Genomic DNA, 20,840 nt, shown 5'->3' with positions numbered 1-20,840 from the left:
CGGAGCGCGCGGTGGTCCGTCTGAGAAGCGATATCTTCGTGTCGGCGGTGATTCGCCAGGCCCAGGTGGAGGGCGCGTTCGCGGTGGTGGCGCGGCGCGGCTCCGAGGAGGCCGGCGCGGTATTCGTGAAGGTGGCGGCGCTCGATGGCACCGCCGCCCTCTATGGGCCGGCGCCGCAGAGCGTGTTCGAAGCCGACGACACCGGCGCCCGGCGCTTCAGCGTGCTGGTGCCCCCCGGCCGTCCCGAGGCCGAGAGCGACCAGCGCCTCGCCAAGGAAATCCGTTTCGATCCCGATCTTTACGTGGTGGAGATCGAAGACCGCCAGGGGCGCTGCTTCCTCGATCTGGTGGAGCCATGAGGCACGGGTCGGGAGGGCTGCCCCACCGGCATCGTTAACGACGTGTTAAGCCCCGCGAAACCATAAGAAGGCAATGGACGTTGTGGTCATGGTCGCACTGGAGGACCAGAGGCATGAACACGGTCATTGCATTTCCGACCAAACACGAGCGCGCCGCCCGGGCGACCTCGGCCGCGCGCCGGCCCAGGGCGGATGGGCCCCGGCCTGATCTCGCGGGGCCCAGGATCGTGATCCTGCCGGTGGTGCGCATCGAGCGTCACGCGGATCCGGTCTCCACCCTGGCGCAGGAACAGCTCACCGCCCAGCGGGGCACGGGTTGCCGGCACTGAGGCGCAATCGTCGGGATTGAGTGTTCGTCCGGTCGCTATTCGGCGCGGGCGCAGGTGGCCGCCGCCAGCTCGCGACGCACCTTGGCCCTGAGGCTGCGGTCGCGCACGAAGGCGCGCACCAGCACGATGCCTTCCTGCGAGGGCGCCTCGATCACCAGCCGGTCGGCAGCGGTGATCTCTTCATCCTCCGGCAACGCCGCCTTCTGGTCGGCATTCATGAGATCGAGCTCGATCACCTTGCCCGCGGCCTGATCGGACAGCGCGTAGAAGGGCAGGATCTCGTCCGTATAAAAGGACACCGACGTGTAGTCGGCGGTGGCGGGCACGCGCACCTTGAGCGGATGCTCGGTGAGGTCGAACAGGCACACCGCCGAGACGAAGGCCGGGTCCATCATCGGCAACGCCGCCTGCTGCGGCGTCGGTTCCGGCAGCAGCGTCATCACATTGGCATCGGTGATCTCGGACAGGCGGGCGAAGGCATTGCGCTCCGCCAGCGCCGGCATGGCGAGGATCGACACGATATGGGCGATGGCCGCCAGCACCAGCACCATGGCCAGTGGCACCATGAGCCGCAGCGGCCACAGCCAGGGAACGCGGCCCAGCAGCGCGCCGAAGCGGTGGCCCAGCCCGGCGCGCGGCGCGTTTGGGTGGGACGGACGCAGGGTGAAGGTGTCGAAGAGGCTCACGGGCAAGCCTCCTGGGTGATGTGCGGCAGCACGGTGGAGGCGTCGCCGGCCCCGGAGGCGAAGGAGAAGGGGGCATCATAGAGCCGGAGCGCCACCTTGAGGCGGCTGCGGGCCCCGGTGGGGATCCAGTTGCCCGGCCGTGCCCGCGGCGCCAGGCGCACATCGATGCCGCCGGTGGCCGCATAGACCGCCTCGGCGCTGGTGAGACCATAGCGTTCCGCGTCATTGGGAATGAAGCGGCCATCTTCATCCATCACCGCGAGAGTCCAGAGCCGGGCCTGGGGCAGGGTTCCGGTGATGCGGGTTTCGCAGCGTCCGTCGATGGGGCGGCCGGCATCGTCGGTGGTGGCGAGGAACAGCAGCCCGTCCGCCAGCTCCAGCGGCAGCTCGCCGGAACGCGCCACCGCCGCTCGCGCATAGGGATCGGCCTTAATGGTGCCGGAGCGGGGCCAGCCTTCCCAGGCGCCGGCCCGCACGGTGTCGAGCCCGCGCGAATGGGTCACCGCATAAAGCGTCACCCCGAGCCCCAGGGCGATGGCGACCAGGAAGGAGAAGGCGAGAGTGAGCAGGCGCACGGGTCGATCCGGGCTCGGCCCCCCAGCGGGCGGCGACGTCCTTAAGTAGAACACAAGGGGGGCGAGGCCAAGCCTGCCGCCGGGTGGCTACATGTAGCGTTCCAGCAGGGCGCGGCTCTCGGGCGGCAGCGGCGTGGCGGCGCGGGCGCGGGTGTCGAACAGCACCAGCACGGTCTGCGCGGTGGCCGCGCACACGCCGTTCTGGAACAGCGCCTGCGACAGGCCGATGGAGCTGCGGCCCACGGTGGCGATCCGCGTGCCGATCTCCACCTCGCCGGGCCACATGAGCTCGGCGCGAAAATCCAGCTCCAGCCGCACGATCACGAACGAGGTGCCGGCCGGCGCCACCTCCACCCCCGGGCCGAGCAGCATGGAGGCGCGGCCGGTCTCCAGGAAGGTGGAGAAGACCGCGTTGTTGACGTGCCCGAGCTTGTCCGTGTCGGCGAAGCGCACCGTGTCGCGGGTGCGCACCGGGAACGCATCGAGGCGCGGCAGCGGCGGCTTCTCGGTGCTCATGACAGGGCCTCAGCCGTTCGGGCCGAGGGCCCGCCAGCCGATGTCGGTGCGGTAGAAGCCATCCGGCCAGTCGATCGCGCCGATGGCGGCATAGGCCCGGTCCCGCGCCTCGGCGAGGCTGGGGCCGGTGGCGGTGACGTTCAGCACGCGCCCGCCGTTGGAGACGAGGTCGCCGCCCTTGCGCCGGGTGCCGGCCTGGAACACCAGGGCGCCGGCCTGGGCGGCGGCATCGAGGCCGGTGATGACGGTGCCGGTCTGGTGCGGACCGGGATAGCCGCGGCTGGCATAGACCACGGTCATGGCGCTGTCGGCGGACCAAATGGGCTCGATCTCGGCCAGGTGGCCGGTGGCGGTGGCATGAAGGGTCTTCACCAGGTCACCGGTGAAGCGCGGCATCAGCACCTGGCATTCGGGATCGCCGAAGCGGCAGTTGTATTCCACCAGCTTGGGGCCGTCCTTGGTGAGCATGAGTCCGGCATAGAGCACGCCGCGATAGGGCGTGCCGGCGGCCACCATGGCGCGGGCGGTGGGGCGGATGATCTCGTCGAGGGCGCGGCGCTCCAGCTCGGCGGTGAGCACCGGGGCCGGCGAATAGGCGCCCATGCCGCCGGTGTTGGGGCCGAGATCACCGTCGAAGGCGCGCTTATGGTCCTGGGCGCTGCCGAACGGCACCACGGTCTCGCCGTCCACCAAAGCGAACAGGCTCGCTTCCTCGCCCTCCATGAATTCTTCGATGAGCACTTCGGTCCCGCCGCTGGCGAACACCTGCTCCACCGCCTCCACCGCGTCATCCACGGTGAGGGCGACGACCACGCCCTTGCCGGCCATCAGGCCATCGGCCTTGATGACGATGGGGGCGCCTTCCGCCTTCACATAGGCGGCGGCCTCGGCGGCGGTGTCGAAGCGGGCGAAGGCGGCGGTGGGAATGCCGTTGGCCCGGCACAATTCCTTGGTGAAGAGCTTGGAGCCTTCCAGCCGCGCGGCGGCGGCGGTGGGGCCGAACGCCGGAATGCCGGCGGCTTCCAGCCGGTCCACCAGCCCGGCCACCAGCGGCGCCTCCGGGCCGACCACCACGAACTCGATGCCGTGATCCTGGCACCAGGTCACCAGCGTGTCGTGGGCCGAGAGGGGGATGCCTTCCACGAGATCCGCATGCTCGGCGATGCCGGGATTCCCAGGCAGCGCGTAGAATTGGCCGAGCTCAGGGCTCTGCGCCAGCTTCCAGGCGAGGGCATGCTCGCGGCCCCCCGAACCGAGCAGCAGAATGTTCATCCGCCCTCCACTCCATGCTTGTTGTTGGATCGGCCGTGCGGTGCGGCCGGTCTGATGTCAGGTTGTCGGCTCTTCGCTATCGGCTCACGCCGGAGCAAACAAGAGCTTCGGCTCTGCGCTCGCCGCATAGGGGAGCACCGCGTTATGCTCAAGACCTTTCGTGATCCTGTAGACTGATTCGATGGTCGAGACTGCCGAGCCGCGCGCCAATGCGCCCGAATGGAGTGTTTCCGAGCTCTCCGCCGCCCTCAAGCGGACGGTGGAGGAGGCGTTCGGCTATGTGCGGGTGCGCGGCGAAATCTCCGGCTATCGCGGGCCCCATTCCTCGGGCCACGCTTATTTCAGCCTCAAGGACGTCGGCGCCCGGCTCGACGCGGTGGTGTGGAAGGGCAGCTTCTCCCGCCTTCGGGTGCGGCCGGAGGAGGGGCTGGAGGTGGTGGCCATCGGCCGCCTCACCACCTATCCGGGCAAGTCGGGCTACCAGATCGTCATCGAGCAGATGGAGTTCGCCGGCGCCGGCGCCATCATGGCCATGCTGGAGGAGCGCAAGCGCCGGCTCGCCGCCGAAGGCCTGTTCGATGCCGCCCGCAAGCAGGAGCTGCCCTATCTGCCGCGGGTGATCGGCGTCGTCACCTCGCCCACCGGGGCGGTGATCCGCGACATTCTCCACCGTCTGGCCGATCGCTTTCCGCGCCGGGTCCTGGTGTGGCCGGTGCGGGTACAGGGCGACACCTCCGGCGCCGAGGTGGCCGCCGCCATCCGCGGCTTCAACGCGCTGCCGGAGCACGGCCCGGTGCCGCGCCCCGATGTGATCGTGGTGGCGCGCGGCGGCGGCTCGCTGGAGGACCTTCTGGGCTTCTCCGAGGAAGCGGTGGTGCGCGCGGCGGCCGACAGTCGCATTCCCCTGGTTTCGGCCGTCGGCCATGAGACCGATGTCACCCTCATCGATTTCGCCGCCGACGTGCGCGCGCCCACCCCCACCGCCGCGGCGGAGATGGTGGTGCCGGTGCGGTCCGATCTGATCGCGGCGGTGGAAGGACTGGGCGCACGCCTGGCGGCAAGCCCGATCCGCCTTCTGGAGCGCCGGCGCGCGGATCTGCGGGCCCTGGCGCGGCTGCTGCCGACGGCGGAGGATCTGTTCGCCATTCCCCGTCAGCGGCTGGACGGGGTGGGCGATCGCCTGCCGCGGGCGCTCAAGGCCAATGCCGACGCCCACCGGCTGCGATTGACCGCGGCGTCCGCCCGCCTGTCGCCAGCGACCCTGCGCCAGCGCTGCCGCCAGGCGGGAATGGGGCTGCGCGATCTGGAGGGGCGGCTGGCGCGGGCCTCGGCGATCGGCCTGCGTCGCGCGCGCGACCGGCTCGACAGCGCCATGGGCCGTCTGCAGGCCGTGGGCGCGGTGCAGCGCGATGCCCTGTCCCGGCATGATCGGCGGCTCGACGAATTGATCGGCCGGGCGCGCTTTCTGGTTTCGGCGGGGGTGCGCGAGCGGCGTCGCCACCTGGGCAGCCTCGCCCAGCTCTTGTCGGCGCTGTCCTACCACGGGGTGCTGGATCGCGGCTTCGCGCTGGTGCGCGATGGGGAGGGCCGGCCGGTGCGCCGAGCGGCGGCGCTGGCGCCGGGCGCCCGCATCGACCTTCAGTTCGCCGATGGTCATGTGGCGGCGGACACCCTCACCGCCGACGGCACGCCGGCGGTGGCCCCGGTGCCGGCCCGCAAGGCGCCGGCGCGACGGGCCCGCAAGCCCGATCCCGGGCCGACCTTGTTCGACCGCTGAGACAACTCTGGCGGGCGAGACATTTGCCGGGCCTCTTTCGCCCGCGTGGGCAAAGCACTATGTTAAATATCCTCTTCAGGATCTTGCGTGACGTGATGAACCGATTTGAACGCTTCCCCGATCCCAACGGCGAGGCGGAGCTGCGCTATCTCGATGGTGAATTCCGCATCGTGCGTCCCGGCAGCTTCGTGCGCTGCGCGGTGACCGGGCAGATCATCCCCCTCGACGACCTGCGCTATTGGAGCGTCGATCTGCAGGAGGCCTATTCCGGCCCCGAGGCGGTGCTCGCCCGCATGCGCGAGGCCGGCCGGCCCGAGGCCTGAAATCCAGCGGCCGGCCCGAGGCTTGAGGTCTTCGGCCGACCCGGAGCGCAAAAGCGCGGGGCTGTCGGCGGCGGGTCAGTCTTCGGTGGCAGGTGACGCGATCCGGGCCTCGAAGCGGCGGGCGGCGAGGCGCAACAGCGCATCGAAGGCGGCGGGCTGGCCCAGTTCCAGGGTCACCGGCACGGCGGTGAAGTGCGCCCGCATATCCCGCAGTTCCGGTGTCGCCAGCCGGGCCATATCCTTGGTTGTGGTTACGAGCCGGGCGCCTTGGGCGCCAGCGATCAGCGCTTCGATCTCCGCCCGCGTGAAGCGGTGGTGATCGGCGAAGGCGGTGCGCGCCACCACGTTCAATCCGGCCCGCTCCAGGGTGGCAAAGAATTTGTCCGGCCGGCCGATGCCGGCGACCGCATGGAGCGGCATGCCCCGCAACGCGTCGATGCTGTCCGGCGCCGGCGCCAACCGCCCGCGCAGCACCGTCTTGCCGAGGCCGAGGGCACAGTCCGCGACCGCCTCTCCCGCCGCGCCGCCGCCGATCAGCAGCACCGCGTCAGCCCGCGCGATCTGCGGGGCGAGGGGCGCCCTGAGGGGGCCGGCGGGCAGCACGTAACCGTTGCCGACGCCCACTTCCCCATCCACCACCAGCACGCTCACGTCCTTGGCGAGGCTGGGATTCTGAAAGCCGTCGTCCATCACCACATGGGTGGCGCCGCGGGCGGCGGCCAGTTGGGCGCCGCCGAGCCGATCGCCGCCGGCGACGATGGTCGGCGCATGGGCGGCCAGCAGCAGCGCCTCGTCGCCCACTGCGTTGGCATCGTGGTGGGCGGGATCCACCTCGGTGGGCGTGGTGATGGCGCCGCCATGGCCGCGCAGCAGGGCGAACGGCCGGGCGCCCGCGGTGGTGAGGCGCTCGAGGCACCACAGAGCGGTGGGCGTCTTGCCGGCGCCGCCGACGGTGGGGTTGCCGATGCAGATGACCGGCAGCGGCGCCGCGCCGCCCGGTCGGGCCATGCGGCGCAGGGTGAAGGCGCCGATCACCGCGCCGATGGGCGCCAGCAGGTGCGCCGCCCAGCCCGGCGCGCGCCACCAGAAGGCTGGCGCCCGCGCGGTCATCGGTGCTGCAGGCGGATCTGGATGAGATAGGGCTCGATGGCGTGCAGCGTGTGCTCCAGCGCGCCGCCGAGGGCTTCGAGCGTCTTCTGACCCTGGCTCGCCGCCTGGGCACGCAGTTCGGGATCATGCATCAGGGCAAAGGCCGTGCGTGCCAGGGAATCCGCGTCGCTGACCGGCAGGGCGCCGTATTGGGCATCCAGCTGGCCATAGGTGTCGGCGAAATTGCCCACGTGGGGGCCGTGCAACACCACGCTGCCGAGCTTGATGGCCTCGATGGGGTTCTGGCCGCCGCGCGGCACCAGCGAACCACCGACGAACGACACCGGTGCCAGACGGTAGAACAGACCGAGCTCGCCGAGGGTATCGGCCACATAAAGGTCGGCGTCGGGGGCGGGCAGTTCGTCACGGCTGCGCTGCGCGGCGGCCCAGCCGGCGGCGTCGGCCAGGCCGACGATGGAATCGCCCCGCTCGGGATGGCGCGGTACGATCACCGTGAGCAGATCCGGCATCTGCTGGCGCAGCAGGCCGTGCGCGGCCATCACCACCTCATCCTCGCCCGGATGGGTGGAGGCCGCCAGCAGCAGGGGCCGGGGGCCGAGGGCGCGGGCGAATTCGTCGAAATCGGCGCCGTCCACCGCCGGCGGTGGGACATCGAACTTGAGGTTGCCGCACACTTCCACCCGCTCGGCGCCGAGCGCGCGGAAGCGCCCGCCGTCCTCCTCGCTCTGGGCGAGGCACAGGTCGACCCGGCGGAGCAGGGCGCGGGCGCTGCCCTTCAGGCGGCTCCAGCGGCGGGCCGAGCGCGGCGACAGCCGGCCGTTGACGAGCACCGTGGGGGTGTCGCGGCGGCTGAGTTCCGACAACAGGTTCGGCCACAATTCGGATTCCGCCAGCAGCACCAGGTCGGGCTGCCAGTGGTCGAGAAAGCGGCGCACGAAGCCGGCCGCATCCAGTGGCACGAACTGGTGGATGACGCCGTCCGGCGCCCGATGGGCGGCCACCCGGCTGGAGGTGAGGGTGCCCGAGGTCAGCAGCACCTCGAATCCCCGCTGCCGCAGGCGCTCGATCAGCGGCAGCACGCAATTGACTTCGCCGACGCTGGCGCCGTGCACCCAGATCAGCGGGCCTTCGGGTCGTTCGGCGCTGGGATAGCCCCGGCGCTCGGAGAGCCGCTCGGGATCTTCCTTGCCCTTGCGCACGCGGTAGCTCAGCCAGGCCGGGGTCAGCAGCGCGGCGGCCGAGCTGGCGCCGCGGTAGAGGCGGAGGGGGACAGGCAGCGCGCGGGATCGCTTCATACGCGCGGAGCCCCCTCCGGCTTCGCGGTGCCCCGGGCCAGCGCCTCGGCCCGCGCGGTGATGGCCTCGAGCCGCGACTGCAGCAGATCGCGCGCCGCGGCGAGCGCCGCATCATCCGCATCGCGGGCGACGAACACAGGCTCGCCCACCACCGCCGCACCCCGGCTGAACGGCAGGTTGAGGCTGGCCCGATCCCAGCTTTTCAAGGTGATACGGTTTCCGGTGGCCATGGCGAGCGGGATGATAGGCCGTCCTGAATACCGTGCAATAGTAACGACACCCATCCCCACCTTGCGGGCAATCTTGGGGACATCGGCGGTCATCGCCACATTGATGCCGGCTTCCAGCGTCGCCAGGATCTCATAGGTGGCGGACACGCCACCCTTGCGGTGGAAGTCGCGCCTGGAGGTGGCGCCGGAGCCGCGGATGGTGCCTACGCCCAGCTTTTCGGCGGCGATGGCATTGATCTGCGCATCGGCATGGCGGGAGATGAGCACCTTCGCCTGGTGATGCGGCTTCATGGCGAAGGGCGTGAGGAAGTGCTGTCCATGCCAGAAGGTCATGATGACCGGCATGCGCTCGTCGATGGTCTCGAAGATGTCGGGCGGCTCGATCACGAACCGCGTCGTGTGCGCCACAAACTTGAAATATTGCGCAAAGGTAGTCCCAGCCGCGACCTGGAACGCGCGGTTGGTCCTCAATCGCCGCCACATTGTTCTTTTTGCTCGCTGTCGTGAGACGCACACCGCCAGGGAGGGCGATGCACCGCGCCATCCATAGCCGCTTGTGCGCGGCAGTCAAAGCACAACAGCACGGGCGGGGCTTTCACCACCCGTGCTGTGGAGATCACGCGGGCCGGAGGGGCGCGTCGCGGCGCCCGATCACTCGCCGTGCGCCTTGCCGGTCTCGGGATCGAGCAGGCGATGCAGGTGGACGACGAAATACCGCATCATGGCATTGTCCACGGTCTGCTGCGACTTCGCCTTCCAGGCCGCCGCGGCGCTGGCGTAGTCCGGGAAGATGCCGACGATGTCGATCTTCGACAGGTCCTTGAAGTCGGTGCCGTGAATGTCCGTCAGCTCGCCGCCGAACACGAGGTGAGGCAGCTGTTTCGAGGGTGTTGAGGTGGTCATGGCGTGTCCGAATGGGTGGTCACGGGAGAGAGGGGTGGCGCGGCGTCGGGCGCCGTGCCGCTGCGGGCCGCGGCCATGGCAGGGCCGTGAAGCCGGATACCCGCGCATACCAAGGCGGCGTGACGCGGAGTGGCCCGGTTATAGATGAGGGGCGCATCGTCCAGGGTGGTGAGGCGGCCGCGGGCCTCCTCCACCACCAGATCGGCGGCCGCCAGGTCCCAGTCGTGGCTGTCGGCGCGCGAGACCGCCACGTCCACCTCGTCGGTGGCCACCCGGGCGAGGCGCAGGGCCAGGGAATGGCCGCGCGGCATGCGGGTGATGGCGGCCGCGGCGGCCAGCCGGTCGAGGGCCTCGCTGGGGCCAGCGGCCCGCGCGCCCGCCAGATCGGCGCGCTGGCCGGCGGTGAGCGCCGAGCCGTTGCGATGAGCGCCGGCGCCGCGACGGGCGGTGAACATTTCTTCGAGCATGGGGGCGAACAGCGCCGCCAGCAGCGGCCGGCCATCCTCCACCAGCGCCACCGACACCGCCCAATCGGGCGCGCCGTTCATGAAGCCGCGGGTGCCGTCGATGGGATCCACCACCCAGACCCGGCGGCGCGTCAGCCGGGCCGCGGCGTCGGCGGTCTCCTCGGACAGCCAGCCGTAATCGGGGGCGAGGGCGGTGAGGCGCTGATGCAGATAACGGTCGACCGCGAGATCCGCCTCGGTCACCGGCGAGCGATCGTCCTTGCTCCAGGCCTTCACGCCCGAGCGGAACATGGAGAGCGCCAGCGCGCCAGCCTCGGCCACCGCATCGCTCAGCTGGCGGGCCAAAAGGGCATCGTCGCGGTGGTCGTCGGCCGGTCCGGGCGAGCCGTGGCCAGGCGCGGCTTTGTTGGGGTCTGCGCTCATGGCTTCGCCACATAGGAGGAGGCGGCCGCGATGGCAATGCGCCTTGCGTCGCGCCGGCCGATGAAATGTCTCCAAAATGCGATGCAAATCGCTCGCGAAATCGCATAATGCGCTGATTTTAAAGCGCGAAATTTTTTTGTCGCGGGGCGCTGGGTGGCTTGCCTAACTATAGTGCAATGCCTAGGGGAGCAGCAGGCGGAGCACGGTCGGCGCCAGCGTGTCGAGGCAGAGGCCGGCGAACAGGATCAGCCCGGCGTCGCGGTTCGACTTGAAAATGCGCAGGCACAGGGCCGGATTGTCGATGTCGAGCTTGGCCACCTGCCAACGCAGATGCAGCGCGAAGCCGACCAGCCCCAGCATGGAGAACAGGCCGGTGGGCACGGACAGGAAGGCGAGCGCGAACAGGATCACCACCAGCGTGTAGCACAGGGCCACCGCAAGGCCGGTGCCGCGGCCGAACAGCAGGGCGGTGGAGCGCACGCCGACGATGGCGTCGTCCTCGCGATCCTGGTGCGCATAGATGGTGTCGTAGGCGAACACCCACACCACAGCGCCGGCGAACAGCAGCAGCGCCGGGTCGGCAATGGTGCTGAACACCGCCGCCCAGCCCATCAGCGCGCCCCAGGAAAAGGCGATGCCGAGGGTGAGCTGGGGCACGGAGGTGATGCGCTTCATGAGCGGATAGACCGCCACCACGCCGAGGGAGGCGATGCCGGTGATGACCGCGAAGCGCGGCAGGCTGAGCAGCACGGCGAGGCCCACCAGCGCCTGAAACAGCAGGAACGCGAAGGCGGCGGGCACGCTCACCGCGCCACTGGCGATGGGCCGGCTGCGGGTGCGCGCCACCGCGCGGTCGATCTTGCGGTCGAGGATGTCGTTCCAGGTGCAGCCGGCGCCGCGCATGGCCACCGCGCCGATGGCGAACAGGATCAGCAGCACCGGGTCGGGGTAGGGCGCATCGGCGGCCACCGCGGCCAGCGCCGTCGACCACCAGCACGGCAGCAGCAGCAGCCAGGAGCCGATGGGGCGGTCGAGTCGCGCCAGGTGCAGATAGGGCCTCACCCCCACCGGGGCGTACCGATCAACCCAATTGTTCGGCGGGGCGTCGGCGACGGTCGGGCCGAGGGAGCCTTCCTGAGATGTCAATGCAGCGCCTATTTCTGAAGCGCGTTGCCGCTGAGTGTGTCGAACACCCCGCTGCGGCCGTTGGGCGTCTTGCTGATGCTGTAGCCGGTGGTGATGCCCAGGGCGCTGGACATGGAGCCCTGCGGCGGCGGCGTGGCCGGACCGCCCGGCGCCATGCCGGTGGCGGCCACCTTGCAGACCTGGTCACGCACCTGATTGGTCTTCTTGTTGCTGGCGATGGCCTGCTTGATGGCCTCGTCCGGGATCTGGCACCAATCCTTGTTGGATTGCAGGAACTTCACCCAATTGGCCTCGGCCGTCGCGAACGAGCGGAACAGCGGGCACAGGGTCTGCGGGTCCGCCTTCTTCTTGCCCGCCGCCTGCAAGGCCGCGCCCTTGGCTTCCAGCTCCGAGCGCAGGGAGGTCACATCGCTCTGGCAGTCCGCCCACGCGGCGGAAGCCGAAACGGCGCTCACGACGACGGCCGCCGCAATCTTGAGCGTCATTGTCCGCATCTGGCTGCCCTTCTCTTATCCGCCCCCAGCGGGCTTCTTGATATACACAGCATCCACATGGGGCAATATCGCGGCGAACCTTGCGGAACTGTTGCCAAGGGGTCGCATGGGTGCCCTGCGATCGGCACCGCCGCTGATTACCGGCGGCCGGGCCGGCGCCTCGGTCACCCGGCATGGCCACGGCAGGTATCTGGTGTGAAAGGCCTTTTCAAGGCGCGCGGCGGGTGCGCGCCGCGCCGGCCCGGCCGGCGGGCGAGGGCGCTGCGATCGGTGCTTGACGGGCTCCCGCGCGGTCGGTACTTTCGCGCAACTTTTGGAAGGGACTGCGTGACCATGCGCAATTTCGTTATTCTTCTCGTATGCGGGGGCGCCACGATCGGCTCAGCCTGAGCGGCTGTGCGAAGAGACGTGGCGCGTGACGATGGGGCCCTTGGGGCCCCTTCGTCGTTTCTGAACCGCCGCGTCCGATCCTGTTCGCGGCTTGAAGCGATCAGTTGAAGGTTCGGCGCCGCGGCGCCGCGGGAGTTCCAGGCCATGACGAATGCAACGAGCGGCAACACGACCGGCGCCCGGATGACCGGCGCCGAGATGGTGATCCAGGCCTTCGCCGACCAGGGGGTCGAGCACATCTTCGGCTATCCGGGTGGCGCGGTCCTGCCCATCTATGATGCCCTGTTCCACACCAACGCCATCGAGCACATCCTGGTGCGGCACGAGCAGGCGGCGGTGCATGCCGCCGAGGGCTATGCCCGCTCTTCCGGCAAGGTGGGCGTGGTGCTCGTCACCTCCGGCCCCGGCGCCACCAACGCGGTCACCGGCCTCGCCGACGCCATGATGGATTCGATCCCGGTCGTCTGCATCTCCGGCCAGGTGGCGAGCCACCTCATCGGCAACGACGCCTTCCAGGAATGCGACACGGTGGGCATCACCCGCCCGTGCACCAAGCACAATTACCTGGTGCGCGACGTGAACGATCTCGCCCGCGTGCTGCACGAGGCCTTCTACGTGGCGCAGAACGGCCGTCCCGGCCCGGTGGTGGTGGACATTCCCAAGGATGTCCAGTTCGCCACCGGCACCTATATCGGCCGCGACAACATCCAGCATAAGACCTACCGCCCGAAGCTCGTCGCCGAGGATGCGCAGATCAATGCCGCGGTGGAGCTGCTTGCTTCCGCCAAGAAGCCGATCTTCTACACCGGCGGCGGCGTCATCAATTCCGGCCCGGAGGCGAGCCGGCTGCTGCGCGAGTTCGCCCACACCACCGGCGTTCCGGTCACCTCCACCCTGATGGGGCTGGGCGCCTTCCCGGCAAGCGACCCGCAGTGGCTGGGCATGCTGGGCATGCACGGCACCTATGAAGCCAATCTCGCCATGCACGATTGCGACGTCATGGTGTGCATCGGCGCGCGCTTCGACGACCGCATCACCGGCCGGCTGGACGCCTTTTCGCCCGGCTCCAAGAAGATCCACATCGACATCGACCCCTCGTCCATCAACAAGAACGTCAAGGTGGACCTGCCCATCGTCGGCGACGTGGCCAAGGTGCTGGGCGCCATGGCCATCGCCTGGGCCGGCAAGGGCCTGAAGCTCGACAAGGAGGCCCTGGCCGCCTGGTGGACGCAGATCGACCGCTGGCGGGCCCGCCAGTGCCTCGCCTATCGCGCCTCCGACGAGATCATCAAGCCGCAGTACGCCATCGAGCGGCTGATGGCGGCGGTGAAGGGCAAGGATGTCTACATCACCACCGAGGTCGGCCAGCACCAGATGTGGGCGGCCCAGTTCTGCCATTTCGATGAGCCGAACCGCTGGCTCACCTCCGGCGGTCTCGGCACCATGGGCTATGGCCTGCCGGCCGCCATCGGCGCCCAGAAGGCGCACCCGGATGCGCTGGTGGTGGACATCGCCGGCGAAGCCTCGATCCAGATGAACATGCAGGAAATGTCCACCGCCATGCAGTTCAACCTGCCGGTCAAGGTGTTCATCCTGAACAACAAATACATGGGCATGGTGCGCCAGTGGCAGGAGCTGCTGCACGGCGGGCGTTACTCTCACTCCTATTCGGAGGCGCTGCCCGATTTCGTGAAGCTGGCGGAAGCCTATGGCGGCGTCGGCATCCGCTGCGACAAGCCGGCGGATCTCGATGCGGCCATTGCCGAGATGATCTCCATCAAGCGGCCGGTGATCTTCGACTGCGTCGTCGACCAGCAGGAAAACTGCTTCCCCATGATCCCCTCGGGCCGCGCCCACAACGAGATGATCCTGGGCGATATGGCCGTGGATCTCGATGCCGCCATCACCGACGAGGGCAAGATGCTGGTGTGAGGCGGCCCGCGCCGCCTTGTGCACCCCTTTGCCGTCCAGCTCCCTCCCCCAGCCGGGGGAGGGCCCCGTCGATCGTCATGCCCAGAGCTTTTCCATGACTTCTTCCCCTGAGCCCATCGAGCGCCACACCCTCTCTGTCCTGGTGGACAATGAGCCCGGCGTTCTCGCCCGCGTCATCGGCCTGTTCTCCGGCCGCGGCTACAATATCGACAGCCTCACCGTGTCCGAGGTGAGCCAGGAGAGCCATCTCTCCCGCATCACCATCGTCACCACCGGCACCCCCATGGTGATTGTGCAGATCCGCAACCAGCTCGACCGGCTGGTGCCGGTGCACCGGGTGGAGGATCTCACCACCGAGGGCATCGGGCTGGAGCGCGAGCTGGCCATGGTGAAGGTGCGCGGCACCGGCGAAGCGCGCTCGGAGGCGCTGCGCCTGGCCGAGGCGTTCCGCGCCCGGGTCATCGACGCCACCCGTGAGAGCTTCGTGTTCGAGATCACCGGCAAGACCGACAAGATCGACCAGTTCGCCTATCTGATGGAGCCCCTCGGTCTCGTCGAGGTGGCGCGCACCGGCGTGGTGGCCATTTCGCGCGGGCCCCAGGCCCTGTGATCCGGCCGTTCCGCGCCGCCAGCTGAAAAGTCCCTGTTTCCATCGCTCCCGTTCCGGTGCAAACAGCGCCCGCGGGAGCGGTGGCGGTTCAAGACCCCGCCTCATCGAGGCACCGCCAATTCAAGACGCCCACAAGGAGACACTGATGCGCGTTTATTACGATCGCGACGCCGACCTGAACCTGATCAAGGGCAAGAAGGTCGCTGTCATCGGCTATGGCAGCCAGGGCCATGCCCACGCGCTCAACATGCGCGACAGCGGCGTGAAGGATGTCGTGATCGCCCTGCGTCCCGGCTCCGCCACCGCCAAGAAGGCCGAGGCCGAGGGCTTCAAGGTGCTCTCCCCCGCCGAGGCCGCCAAGTGGGCCGACGTGGTGATGATGCTCACCCCCGACGAGCTGCAGGGCGACATCTATCGCGAGAGCCTCGCCGACAACATGAAGGAAGGCGCGGCGCTGTTCTTCGCCCACGGCCTCAACATCCACTTCAACCTGATCGAGGCCCGCAAGGATCTCGATGTGCTGATGGCCGCCCCCAAGGGCCCGGGCCACACCGTGCGCGGCGAGTATCTCAAGGGCGGCGGTGTGCCGACCCTCATTGCCATCGCCCAGGACGCCACCGGCAACGCCCATGACCTGGCGCTGTCCTATGCTTCCGCCATCGGCGGCGGCCGCGCCGGCATCATCGAGACCACCTTCAAGGAAGAGTGCGAGACCGACCTGTTTGGCGAGCAGGCGGTGCTGTGCGGCGGCACGGTGGAGCTGATCCGCGCCGGCTTCGAGACCCTGGTGGAGGCCGGCTACGCCCCCGAGATGGCGTATTTCGAATGTCTGCACGAGATGAAGCTGATCGTCGACCTCATCTATGAGGGCGGCATCGCCAACATGAACTACTCCATCTCCAACACCGCGGAATACGGCGAATACGTCACCGGCCCGCGCATCATCACCCCCGAGACCAAGGCGGAGATGAAGCGGGTGCTCACCGACATCCAGTCCGGCAAGTTCACCCGCGACTGGATGCTGGAGAACAAGGTGAACCAGACCTCGTTCAAGGCCACCCGCGCCCGCGTGAACGCCCATCCCATCGAGGAAGTGGGCGAGAAGCTGCGCGGCATGATGCCCTGGATCAAGGCCAAGGCCCTGGTGGACAAGAGCAAGAACTGAGGCGTCTATCGCGCCGGGCTCTCTTCGGTGCGGCTCCTGCATCTTTGCTCGGGAGCCGCACCGGATGGATGAAAAAGAAAGGCAGGCCGCGATCCCGCGACCTGCCTTTCTTGCTTTCTAGCTCCGGCTCATGGGCTTTCGCGCGTCTCACGACCCGCTCTCAAGAATCGCTTTGCTGTATGCGCGGGGCTTGCGGTCTCCATACTAAAATTAGAAAAACAACAAAGAACCTAAAGCTCGAAAATCGTTCCGAGAAACGTCTGTTTCCGGATGCTTCATCTGTTATATCAACTTCTTCTTTCTTGCAATTCGGTGTTGCGCTATATTGTCAGTTCCTCAGGTGTTTTTTAGCCTGAGCGTGCTGAGTGTTCAGGCCTCGCTTCTCTGCGAGGCCGTTTATTTGATTTTGAAGAATTCAATAAAGAGATCGAGCTATGAATGTGACCGTGATCTTCGGATCGGACGGCGGCGCGACCAAGGGTGTCGCCTCCAAGATTTCCAAGAAGTGCCAGGGCCGCAGCGTCGACATCAAGAGTGCGAGCCCGGCGGATTTCGAGAACTGCGATCTTTTGATCCTCGGCTCGCCCACCTATGGGGACGGCACCCTGCAGACCGATTGGGAAGAGCATATCGACAAGCTGCGCGCGGCCAAGCTGCAGGGCAAGAAGGTGGCCCTGTTCGGCACCGGCGACCAGGCCACCTATCCCGACAGCTTCGTGGATGCCATGGGCATCCTTTATGACGAAGTGACGGAGCTGGGCGCCGTGGTGGTCGGCTTCACCGCCACCGAAGGCTACGACTATCTCAACTCCACCGCCGAACGGGATGGCCAGTTCGTGGGCCTTGCCCTCGATCAGGACGGCCAGTCGGGCATGACCGAGAAGCGGGTGACGGCATGGCTCAGCAAGCTGCTTTGAGGCCCGCTTCCGCCAGCTGGGGGTTGGTTCGCATGGATCGCGCGCAAGCTCTTGCCGATCGCGCCGCCGATGCGGCGGTGCTGAAGCTGTTCCATCACCACCTCTATGAATATGGGCGGGGCGTGCGCGGCCTGTTCCTGATGACCGTCAGCCTGCAGCAGTCGTTCCCCGTCGTCGCGAAACTTCGCGGCGATGGGATCGATCATTTCGTGCAGCAGGTCAGCGCCAACAAGGTGAACGTCTTCTTCGGGCGCGAGGCGTTCGTGGCGGTGGTGCGCAGCTTCGTCACCAAGCCGCTCAACCTCCTCTCGCCGGAGGAGGATTTCATGCTCGGCACCCTGCTCGGCTACGACAAAGAGCAGCAGTGCCGGCGCTTTCTCGGCAAGGTCGCCGTCGGCTGCTGCCCGCTGGCGGCGGAATAGGGCGCCGCGCCGGCCAGCCTCATGTGCCGCCGCTCAGGTGGCGGCGTCGGAATAGCGCGTCGCCAGCGGCAGCGAGGCGGTGGCGAGGAAGGAGCGATAGCGCCGCCGGGCATCCATGGCGGTGCCGTTGTCGGAAATGGCGGCTTCCTGGAGTTCCGCCAGCGCCCAAGGGCCGGGCTCCACCGGCAGCGCGACGATTTCCGGCGCGTTGTGGGAGGTGATCTCGATGATGTCGTGGGCGGTGAGCGCCTGCAGGGCGTGGGCGGCCAATTGGCGCTGATAGGCGCGGCGCTCCGGCGACAGGTCTTCCCATGCCTCCAGCAGCGGGTATCGATTGCGGGAAAAGGCGTGCATCGCGCGCGCCATACGCTCCACCATGTCCGCCGCGATCATCCGAGCCTCGCTACGCCTTCACTACTCGTTCGCCCAATGTGGCGGGAAGCGGTTTCGCGATGGTTGCCGCACGGGACATCCTTGTTCCATGGTGTATGAAACATTAAGCAACCCATGGCTGCCGCTGCAGGAGGAATTCCCATGTCCGTCACCCTCGCCGATCTCAAGGTGAAGCTGTTCACCGATGGCGCGGACAAGGCTCAGATCGTCGAGATGGCCCGCCATGGCCACATCGCCGGCTTCACCACTAATCCGTCGCTGCTGCGCAAGGCCGGCGTGACCCATTACGAGGCGTTCGCCCGGGATCTGGTGGCGGCGGTGCCCGACCGGCACATTTCCTTCGAGGTGTTCTCCGACGAGATCGCCGAGATGCGGGCGCAGGCGCGGCTGATCGCCGGCTGGGGCCCCAATGTCTATGTGAAGATCCCCGTCTCCACCACGCGCGACGAGCCGCTCTACGATCTGGCGCGCGATCTCGCCCATGATGGGGTGAAGGTGAATTTCACCGCCGTGTTCGACCTACCGCAGGTGGAAGCCGGCGTGGCGGCGCTGGCCGGTGGCGCACCCGCCTGCATCTCGGTGTTCGCCGGCCGCCTCGCCGACACCGGCATTGATTATGTGCCGGCGGTGTCGCGGGCGGTGGAGCTGGCCCGCGCCACCGCCAATGTGGAAGTCATCTGGGCGTCCACCCGCGAGGTGTGGAACGTGGTGGAGGCCGATCGCATGGGCTGCCACATCATCACCGCGCCGGCGGATGTGCTGAAGAAGCTGCCGGCGCTTGGCAGCCGCACCGCCGCCGAGCTGGCGCTGGAGGCGGTGAAGGCGTTCCGCGTGGACGCTCTGGCGGCGGGCCTCACCCTGGATCTCGACGGTCGCACCGCCGCGGAGTAGGGGCGGCGCCCAAAACTCGGGCAAGATCAAGAGAAGGGCGGCGGATGCCATTGCGCCGCCCGGATGCGCTGTTACATTGATTCCAAGGCGCAACCGGGGTGTGACGCGCACCCCCGGTTCGAGCGCATGTTCCGCCTTGCGGCGAGGGAATCGATATGAGGGACGAGACGCACGGGTCCGCGTCGGGCTCGGGGCTGTCTTCCCCTTCCAGGGGCGAGAAATCCCGCGACAGGGACCACGCGGCGCTGGCGACGCCGGAGCGGGAGCAGGGCGCCGCGCCCGCCGATCCGGTCTATGCCGCCATCGATCTCGGTACCAACAATTGCCGCCTGCTGGTGGCGCGCCCCACCTCCCGTGGCTTTCGCGTCGTCGACGCGTTCTCGCGAATCGTCCGCCTGGGCGAAGGGCTCACCGCCTCCGGGCGCCTGGGTGAGCCGGCCATGGAGCGCGCCGCCGCGGCGCTCGAGGTCTGCGCCGCCAAGATGGCCGCCCGCGGGGTGTCCCGCGCCCGGGTGATCGCCACCGAGGCCTGCCGCGCCGCCGCCAACGGCAGTGATTTCTGCGCCGATGTGCGGGCGCGCACCGGCCTGCAGCTCGAGGTGGTGGACCGCCGCACCGAGGCCGGCTTGGCCGCCGCCGGCTGTGCGCCGCTGGTGGATCCCAATTGCGATGGCGCCATTCTGTTCGACATCGGCGGCGGCTCCACCGAGGTGGTGTGGCTGGGCCGCCGCTCGGCCGGCGATGACGGCCCGCCGCGGGCCCGCATCCGCTCCTGGATCTCGCTGCCGGTCGGCGTGGTTTCCCTGTCCGAGCGCCATGGCGGCGTGCGGGTCTCGCCGCAGGTGTTCCGCGAGATGGTGGCCGAGGTCCGCGCCATGCTGGAAGGCGTGCGGGAGAGCTGGGGCCTCAAGCCGCCGCTGCGCATGCACCTGCTCGGCACTTCCGGCACGGTCACCACCGTCGCCGGCATTCATCTCGGCCTGAAGCGCTATGACCGCACGCGGGTCGACGGCACCTGGCTCCATGCCCAGAGCATTTCCGGCGTGGTGGACCGTCTCGCCACCATGTCGTTCGAGGAGCGCGTGGCCAATCCCTGCATCGGCGCCCAGCGGGCCGATCTGGTGCTGGCCGGCTGCGCCATCATGGAAGCGGTGCGCGAGGTGTTCCCGGCCGACCGCCTGCGGGTGGCGGATCGTGGCCTGAGGGAGGGGATGCTGGTGCAGCTCATGCGCTCGGACGGCGTCTGGCGCCGGGCGCGGCCGCAGGAGCCTGCTCCAGGCCTGGAGCCGCCGGTGGGTGGTGGCGCGGCCAACGGCATGGTCAAAACGTGCGGCGTGGTCAAGACGTGCAGCGTCGACGGCGGGCCGCGGCCGCCGGAGGCACCCCGGGGCGAGTTCGCGCCCCGGCTTGGATATTCAGCGGGCATGAAGAGTGGTGACATGAAGGGTTTCAAGGCGGGCGGGCGGCGCAAGTCGAAGAAGGGCGGGCGCCCATGACCGCGCCGACTCACGGTCCCGACGGTCGGCCGCTGAAGGTGCGGGTGAAGACCTCCCGCAATCGCACCACCTCGTCCCAGCGCTGGCTGCAGCGCCAGCTCAACGATCCCTATGTGGCCCGCGCCAGGCGCGAGGGCTGGCGCTCCCGCGCCGCCTTCAAGCTGATCGAGATGGACGAGAAGGCGAAGCTGCTGCGCAAGGGCATGCGCATCGTCGATCTCGGCGCCGCCCCCGGCGGCTGGAGCCAGGTGGCGGCGCAGAAGATCGGGCTCGAGGGCGGCCACGGCAAGATCGTGGGCATCGACCTTCTGGAGATGGAGCCCATTCCTGGCGTCATCTTCGCGCAGATGGACTTCCTGGCCCCCGACGCGCCGGAAAAGCTGCTCGCGTTGCTGGATGGCCCGGCGGATCTGGTGATGTCGGACATGGCGGCCAACGCCACCGGCCACAAGAAGACCGATCATCTCAAGATCGTGGCGCTGGTGGAGCTGGCGGTGGATTTCGCCCGCCAGGTGCTGGCGCCGGGTGGTGCCTTCCTCGCCAAGGTGCTGCAGGGCGGCACGGAAGGCACGCTGCTGGCGGACCTGAAGCGCGATTTCGCCCAGGTGAAGCATGTGAAGCCGGCGGCGAGCCGCGCCGATTCCGCCGAGCTCTACGTTCTGGCCACCGGTTTTCGCGGCCAGTCGCGCGATCAGATGGACGACGCCGAGGCCGAGTGA

The 20,840-nt window shown here is 68.6% G+C and carries 24 protein-coding genes; 12 read left to right on the top strand and 12 right to left on the bottom strand.

The window, feature by feature from the left end; all coding sequences use genetic code 11:
* Positions 1–11: 11 nt before the first annotated feature.
* Positions 12–359, top strand: a complete 348-nt coding sequence (locus MEU52_RS04015) for a DUF1491 family protein (protein WP_238119895.1) — start codon at positions 12–14, stop codon at positions 357–359.
* Positions 360–472: 113 nt separating this feature from the next.
* The gene (locus tag MEU52_RS04010) at positions 473–688 is read left to right on the top strand and encodes a hypothetical protein (protein ID WP_238119896.1); all 216 of its coding nucleotides are present in this window, start codon (positions 473–475) and stop codon (positions 686–688) included.
* A gap of 35 nt (positions 689–723) precedes the next feature.
* On the opposite strand, the gene MEU52_RS04005 is transcribed toward MEU52_RS04010, so the two are convergent.
* The 4 genes from MEU52_RS04005 to purD form a co-directional block, all read right to left on the bottom strand.
* A complete protein-coding gene (locus MEU52_RS04005; protein ID WP_238119897.1) occupies positions 724–1,374 on the bottom strand; it encodes a DUF1254 domain-containing protein in 651 nt (216 codons plus the stop codon).
* Positions 1,371–1,949: a DUF1214 domain-containing protein gene (locus MEU52_RS04000; RefSeq protein WP_238119898.1), complete on the bottom strand. Its 579-nt coding sequence runs from the start codon at positions 1,947–1,949 to the stop codon at positions 1,371–1,373. The genes MEU52_RS04005 and MEU52_RS04000 overlap by 4 nt, the downstream gene beginning before the upstream one ends.
* An 87-nt stretch (positions 1,950–2,036) precedes the next feature.
* Positions 2,037–2,465 (bottom strand): acyl-CoA thioesterase, encoded by a 429-nt coding sequence (locus tag MEU52_RS03995; RefSeq protein ID WP_238119899.1) that lies wholly within the window; start codon positions 2,463–2,465, stop codon positions 2,037–2,039.
* 9 nt (positions 2,466–2,474) lie between these two features.
* A complete protein-coding gene (gene purD / locus MEU52_RS03990) occupies positions 2,475–3,737 on the bottom strand; it encodes a phosphoribosylamine--glycine ligase (protein WP_238119900.1) in 1,263 nt (420 codons plus the stop codon).
* Positions 3,738–3,918: 181 nt separating this feature from the next.
* On the opposite strand from purD, the gene xseA reads away from it, so the two are divergent.
* Positions 3,919–5,514, top strand: a complete 1,596-nt coding sequence (gene xseA, locus MEU52_RS03985) for an exodeoxyribonuclease VII large subunit (RefSeq protein WP_238119901.1) — start codon at positions 3,919–3,921, stop codon at positions 5,512–5,514.
* A gap of 95 nt (positions 5,515–5,609) precedes the next feature.
* Positions 5,610–5,837: a DUF2093 domain-containing protein gene (locus MEU52_RS03980; RefSeq protein WP_238119902.1), complete on the top strand. Its 228-nt coding sequence runs from the start codon at positions 5,610–5,612 to the stop codon at positions 5,835–5,837.
* A 75-nt stretch (positions 5,838–5,912) separates the two neighbouring features.
* On the opposite strand, the gene lpxK is transcribed toward MEU52_RS03980, so the two are convergent.
* The 7 genes from lpxK to MEU52_RS03945 all read right to left on the bottom strand — a co-directional run bounded on the left by lpxK (position 5,913) and on the right by MEU52_RS03945 (position 11,896).
* Positions 5,913–6,947: a tetraacyldisaccharide 4'-kinase gene (lpxK, locus tag MEU52_RS03975; protein ID WP_238119903.1), complete on the bottom strand. Its 1,035-nt coding sequence runs from the start codon at positions 6,945–6,947 to the stop codon at positions 5,913–5,915.
* Entirely contained in the window at positions 6,944–8,242 is a 1,299-nt protein-coding gene (locus MEU52_RS03970) for a 3-deoxy-D-manno-octulosonic acid transferase (protein WP_238119904.1), read from the bottom strand. Before MEU52_RS03970 ends, lpxK begins: the two co-directional genes overlap by 4 nt.
* Positions 8,239–8,859: a lysophospholipid acyltransferase family protein gene (locus MEU52_RS03965; protein ID WP_238119905.1), complete on the bottom strand. Its 621-nt coding sequence runs from the start codon at positions 8,857–8,859 to the stop codon at positions 8,239–8,241. Before MEU52_RS03965 ends, MEU52_RS03970 begins: the two co-directional genes overlap by 4 nt.
* 264 nt (positions 8,860–9,123) lie before the next feature.
* The gene (locus MEU52_RS03960) at positions 9,124–9,375 is read right to left on the bottom strand and encodes a DUF4170 domain-containing protein (protein WP_238119906.1); all 252 of its coding nucleotides are present in this window, start codon (positions 9,373–9,375) and stop codon (positions 9,124–9,126) included.
* A complete protein-coding gene (locus MEU52_RS03955) occupies positions 9,372–10,265 on the bottom strand; it encodes a 3'(2'),5'-bisphosphate nucleotidase CysQ (RefSeq protein WP_238119907.1) in 894 nt (297 codons plus the stop codon). Before MEU52_RS03955 ends, MEU52_RS03960 begins: the two co-directional genes overlap by 4 nt.
* Before the next feature lie 180 nt (positions 10,266–10,445).
* Entirely contained in the window at positions 10,446–11,411 is a 966-nt protein-coding gene (ubiA, locus tag MEU52_RS03950; RefSeq protein WP_238119908.1) for a 4-hydroxybenzoate octaprenyltransferase, read from the bottom strand.
* An 8-nt stretch (positions 11,412–11,419) separates the two neighbouring features.
* Positions 11,420–11,896 (bottom strand): hypothetical protein, encoded by a 477-nt coding sequence (locus MEU52_RS03945; RefSeq protein WP_238119909.1) that lies wholly within the window; start codon positions 11,894–11,896, stop codon positions 11,420–11,422.
* Between the two features lie 543 nt (positions 11,897–12,439).
* Between MEU52_RS03945 and MEU52_RS03940 the strand changes: the two genes are divergently transcribed.
* The 5 genes from MEU52_RS03940 (at position 12,440) to MEU52_RS03920 (ending at position 17,341) form a co-directional block, all read left to right on the top strand.
* Positions 12,440–14,227 (top strand): acetolactate synthase 3 large subunit, encoded by a 1,788-nt coding sequence (locus MEU52_RS03940; protein ID WP_238119910.1) that lies wholly within the window; start codon positions 12,440–12,442, stop codon positions 14,225–14,227.
* Positions 14,228–14,321: 94 nt separating this feature from the next.
* Positions 14,322–14,837 (top strand): acetolactate synthase small subunit, encoded by a 516-nt coding sequence (gene ilvN, locus MEU52_RS03935; RefSeq protein ID WP_238119911.1) that lies wholly within the window; start codon positions 14,322–14,324, stop codon positions 14,835–14,837.
* A 145-nt stretch (positions 14,838–14,982) separates the two neighbouring features.
* Complete coding sequence (gene ilvC / locus MEU52_RS03930) at positions 14,983–16,002, top strand: ketol-acid reductoisomerase (RefSeq protein WP_238119912.1); 1,020 nt, start codon at positions 14,983–14,985, stop codon at positions 16,000–16,002.
* 434 nt (positions 16,003–16,436) lie between these two features.
* Complete coding sequence (fldA, locus tag MEU52_RS03925; RefSeq protein WP_238119913.1) at positions 16,437–16,919, top strand: flavodoxin FldA; 483 nt, start codon at positions 16,437–16,439, stop codon at positions 16,917–16,919.
* 32 nt (positions 16,920–16,951) lie between these two features.
* Positions 16,952–17,341 (top strand): DUF2023 family protein, encoded by a 390-nt coding sequence (locus MEU52_RS03920; protein ID WP_238119914.1) that lies wholly within the window; start codon positions 16,952–16,954, stop codon positions 17,339–17,341.
* A gap of 33 nt (positions 17,342–17,374) precedes the next feature.
* On the opposite strand, the gene MEU52_RS03915 is transcribed toward MEU52_RS03920, so the two are convergent.
* On the bottom strand, positions 17,375–17,734 hold the full coding sequence (locus tag MEU52_RS03915) for a hypothetical protein (RefSeq protein ID WP_238119915.1): 360 nt from the start codon (positions 17,732–17,734) through the stop codon (positions 17,375–17,377).
* Between the two features lie 141 nt (positions 17,735–17,875).
* Here MEU52_RS03915 and MEU52_RS03910 point away from each other — a divergent pair, with 141 nt between their 5' ends.
* The 3 genes from MEU52_RS03910 (at position 17,876) to MEU52_RS03900 (ending at position 20,840) form a co-directional block, all read left to right on the top strand.
* The gene (locus tag MEU52_RS03910; RefSeq protein ID WP_238119916.1) at positions 17,876–18,625 is read left to right on the top strand and encodes a transaldolase; all 750 of its coding nucleotides are present in this window, start codon (positions 17,876–17,878) and stop codon (positions 18,623–18,625) included.
* Positions 18,626–18,780: 155 nt separating this feature from the next.
* Positions 18,781–20,121, top strand: a complete 1,341-nt coding sequence (locus tag MEU52_RS03905; protein ID WP_238119917.1) for a Ppx/GppA phosphatase family protein — start codon at positions 18,781–18,783, stop codon at positions 20,119–20,121.
* A complete protein-coding gene (locus MEU52_RS03900; RefSeq protein ID WP_238119918.1) occupies positions 20,118–20,840 on the top strand; it encodes an RlmE family RNA methyltransferase in 723 nt (240 codons plus the stop codon). Before MEU52_RS03905 ends, MEU52_RS03900 begins: the two co-directional genes overlap by 4 nt.

This window comes from Xanthobacter sp. NM-25 (assembly GCF_022138605.1).
In the GTDB taxonomy this organism is placed as follows: domain Bacteria; phylum Pseudomonadota; class Alphaproteobacteria; order Rhizobiales; family Xanthobacteraceae; genus Xanthobacter.
The sequence above is the reverse complement of the archived record's forward strand: the minus strand, read 5'-3'. Positions and strand labels throughout refer to the sequence as shown.

Coding starts and splice junctions, on each gene's coding strand:
- MEU52_RS04010 (WP_238119896.1), top strand. CDS start 473: ATGAACACGGTCATTGCATTTCCGACCAAACACGAGCGCGCCGCCCGG.
- MEU52_RS03995 (WP_238119899.1), bottom strand. CDS start 2,465: ATGAGCACCGAGAAGCCGCCGCTGCCGCGCCTCGATGCGTTCCCGGTG.
- purD (WP_238119900.1), bottom strand. CDS start 3,737: ATGAACATTCTGCTGCTCGGTTCGGGGGGCCGCGAGCATGCCCTCGCC.
- xseA (WP_238119901.1), top strand. CDS start 3,919: ATGGTCGAGACTGCCGAGCCGCGCGCCAATGCGCCCGAATGGAGTGTT.
- MEU52_RS03980 (WP_238119902.1), top strand. CDS start 5,610: ATGAACCGATTTGAACGCTTCCCCGATCCCAACGGCGAGGCGGAGCTG.
- lpxK (WP_238119903.1), bottom strand. CDS start 6,947: ATGACCGCGCGGGCGCCAGCCTTCTGGTGGCGCGCGCCGGGCTGGGCG.
- MEU52_RS03970 (WP_238119904.1), bottom strand. CDS start 8,242: ATGAAGCGATCCCGCGCGCTGCCTGTCCCCCTCCGCCTCTACCGCGGC.
- MEU52_RS03960 (WP_238119906.1), bottom strand. CDS start 9,375: ATGACCACCTCAACACCCTCGAAACAGCTGCCTCACCTCGTGTTCGGC.
- MEU52_RS03955 (WP_238119907.1), bottom strand. CDS start 10,265: ATGAGCGCAGACCCCAACAAAGCCGCGCCTGGCCACGGCTCGCCCGGA.
- MEU52_RS03945 (WP_238119909.1), bottom strand. CDS start 11,896: ATGACGCTCAAGATTGCGGCGGCCGTCGTCGTGAGCGCCGTTTCGGCT.
- MEU52_RS03940 (WP_238119910.1), top strand. CDS start 12,440: ATGACGAATGCAACGAGCGGCAACACGACCGGCGCCCGGATGACCGGC.
- ilvN (WP_238119911.1), top strand. CDS start 14,322: ATGACTTCTTCCCCTGAGCCCATCGAGCGCCACACCCTCTCTGTCCTG.
- ilvC (WP_238119912.1), top strand. CDS start 14,983: ATGCGCGTTTATTACGATCGCGACGCCGACCTGAACCTGATCAAGGGC.
- fldA (WP_238119913.1), top strand. CDS start 16,437: ATGAATGTGACCGTGATCTTCGGATCGGACGGCGGCGCGACCAAGGGT.
- MEU52_RS03920 (WP_238119914.1), top strand. CDS start 16,952: ATGGATCGCGCGCAAGCTCTTGCCGATCGCGCCGCCGATGCGGCGGTG.
- MEU52_RS03915 (WP_238119915.1), bottom strand. CDS start 17,734: ATGATCGCGGCGGACATGGTGGAGCGTATGGCGCGCGCGATGCACGCC.
- MEU52_RS03910 (WP_238119916.1), top strand. CDS start 17,876: ATGTCCGTCACCCTCGCCGATCTCAAGGTGAAGCTGTTCACCGATGGC.
- MEU52_RS03905 (WP_238119917.1), top strand. CDS start 18,781: ATGAGGGACGAGACGCACGGGTCCGCGTCGGGCTCGGGGCTGTCTTCC.
- MEU52_RS03900 (WP_238119918.1), top strand. CDS start 20,118: ATGACCGCGCCGACTCACGGTCCCGACGGTCGGCCGCTGAAGGTGCGG.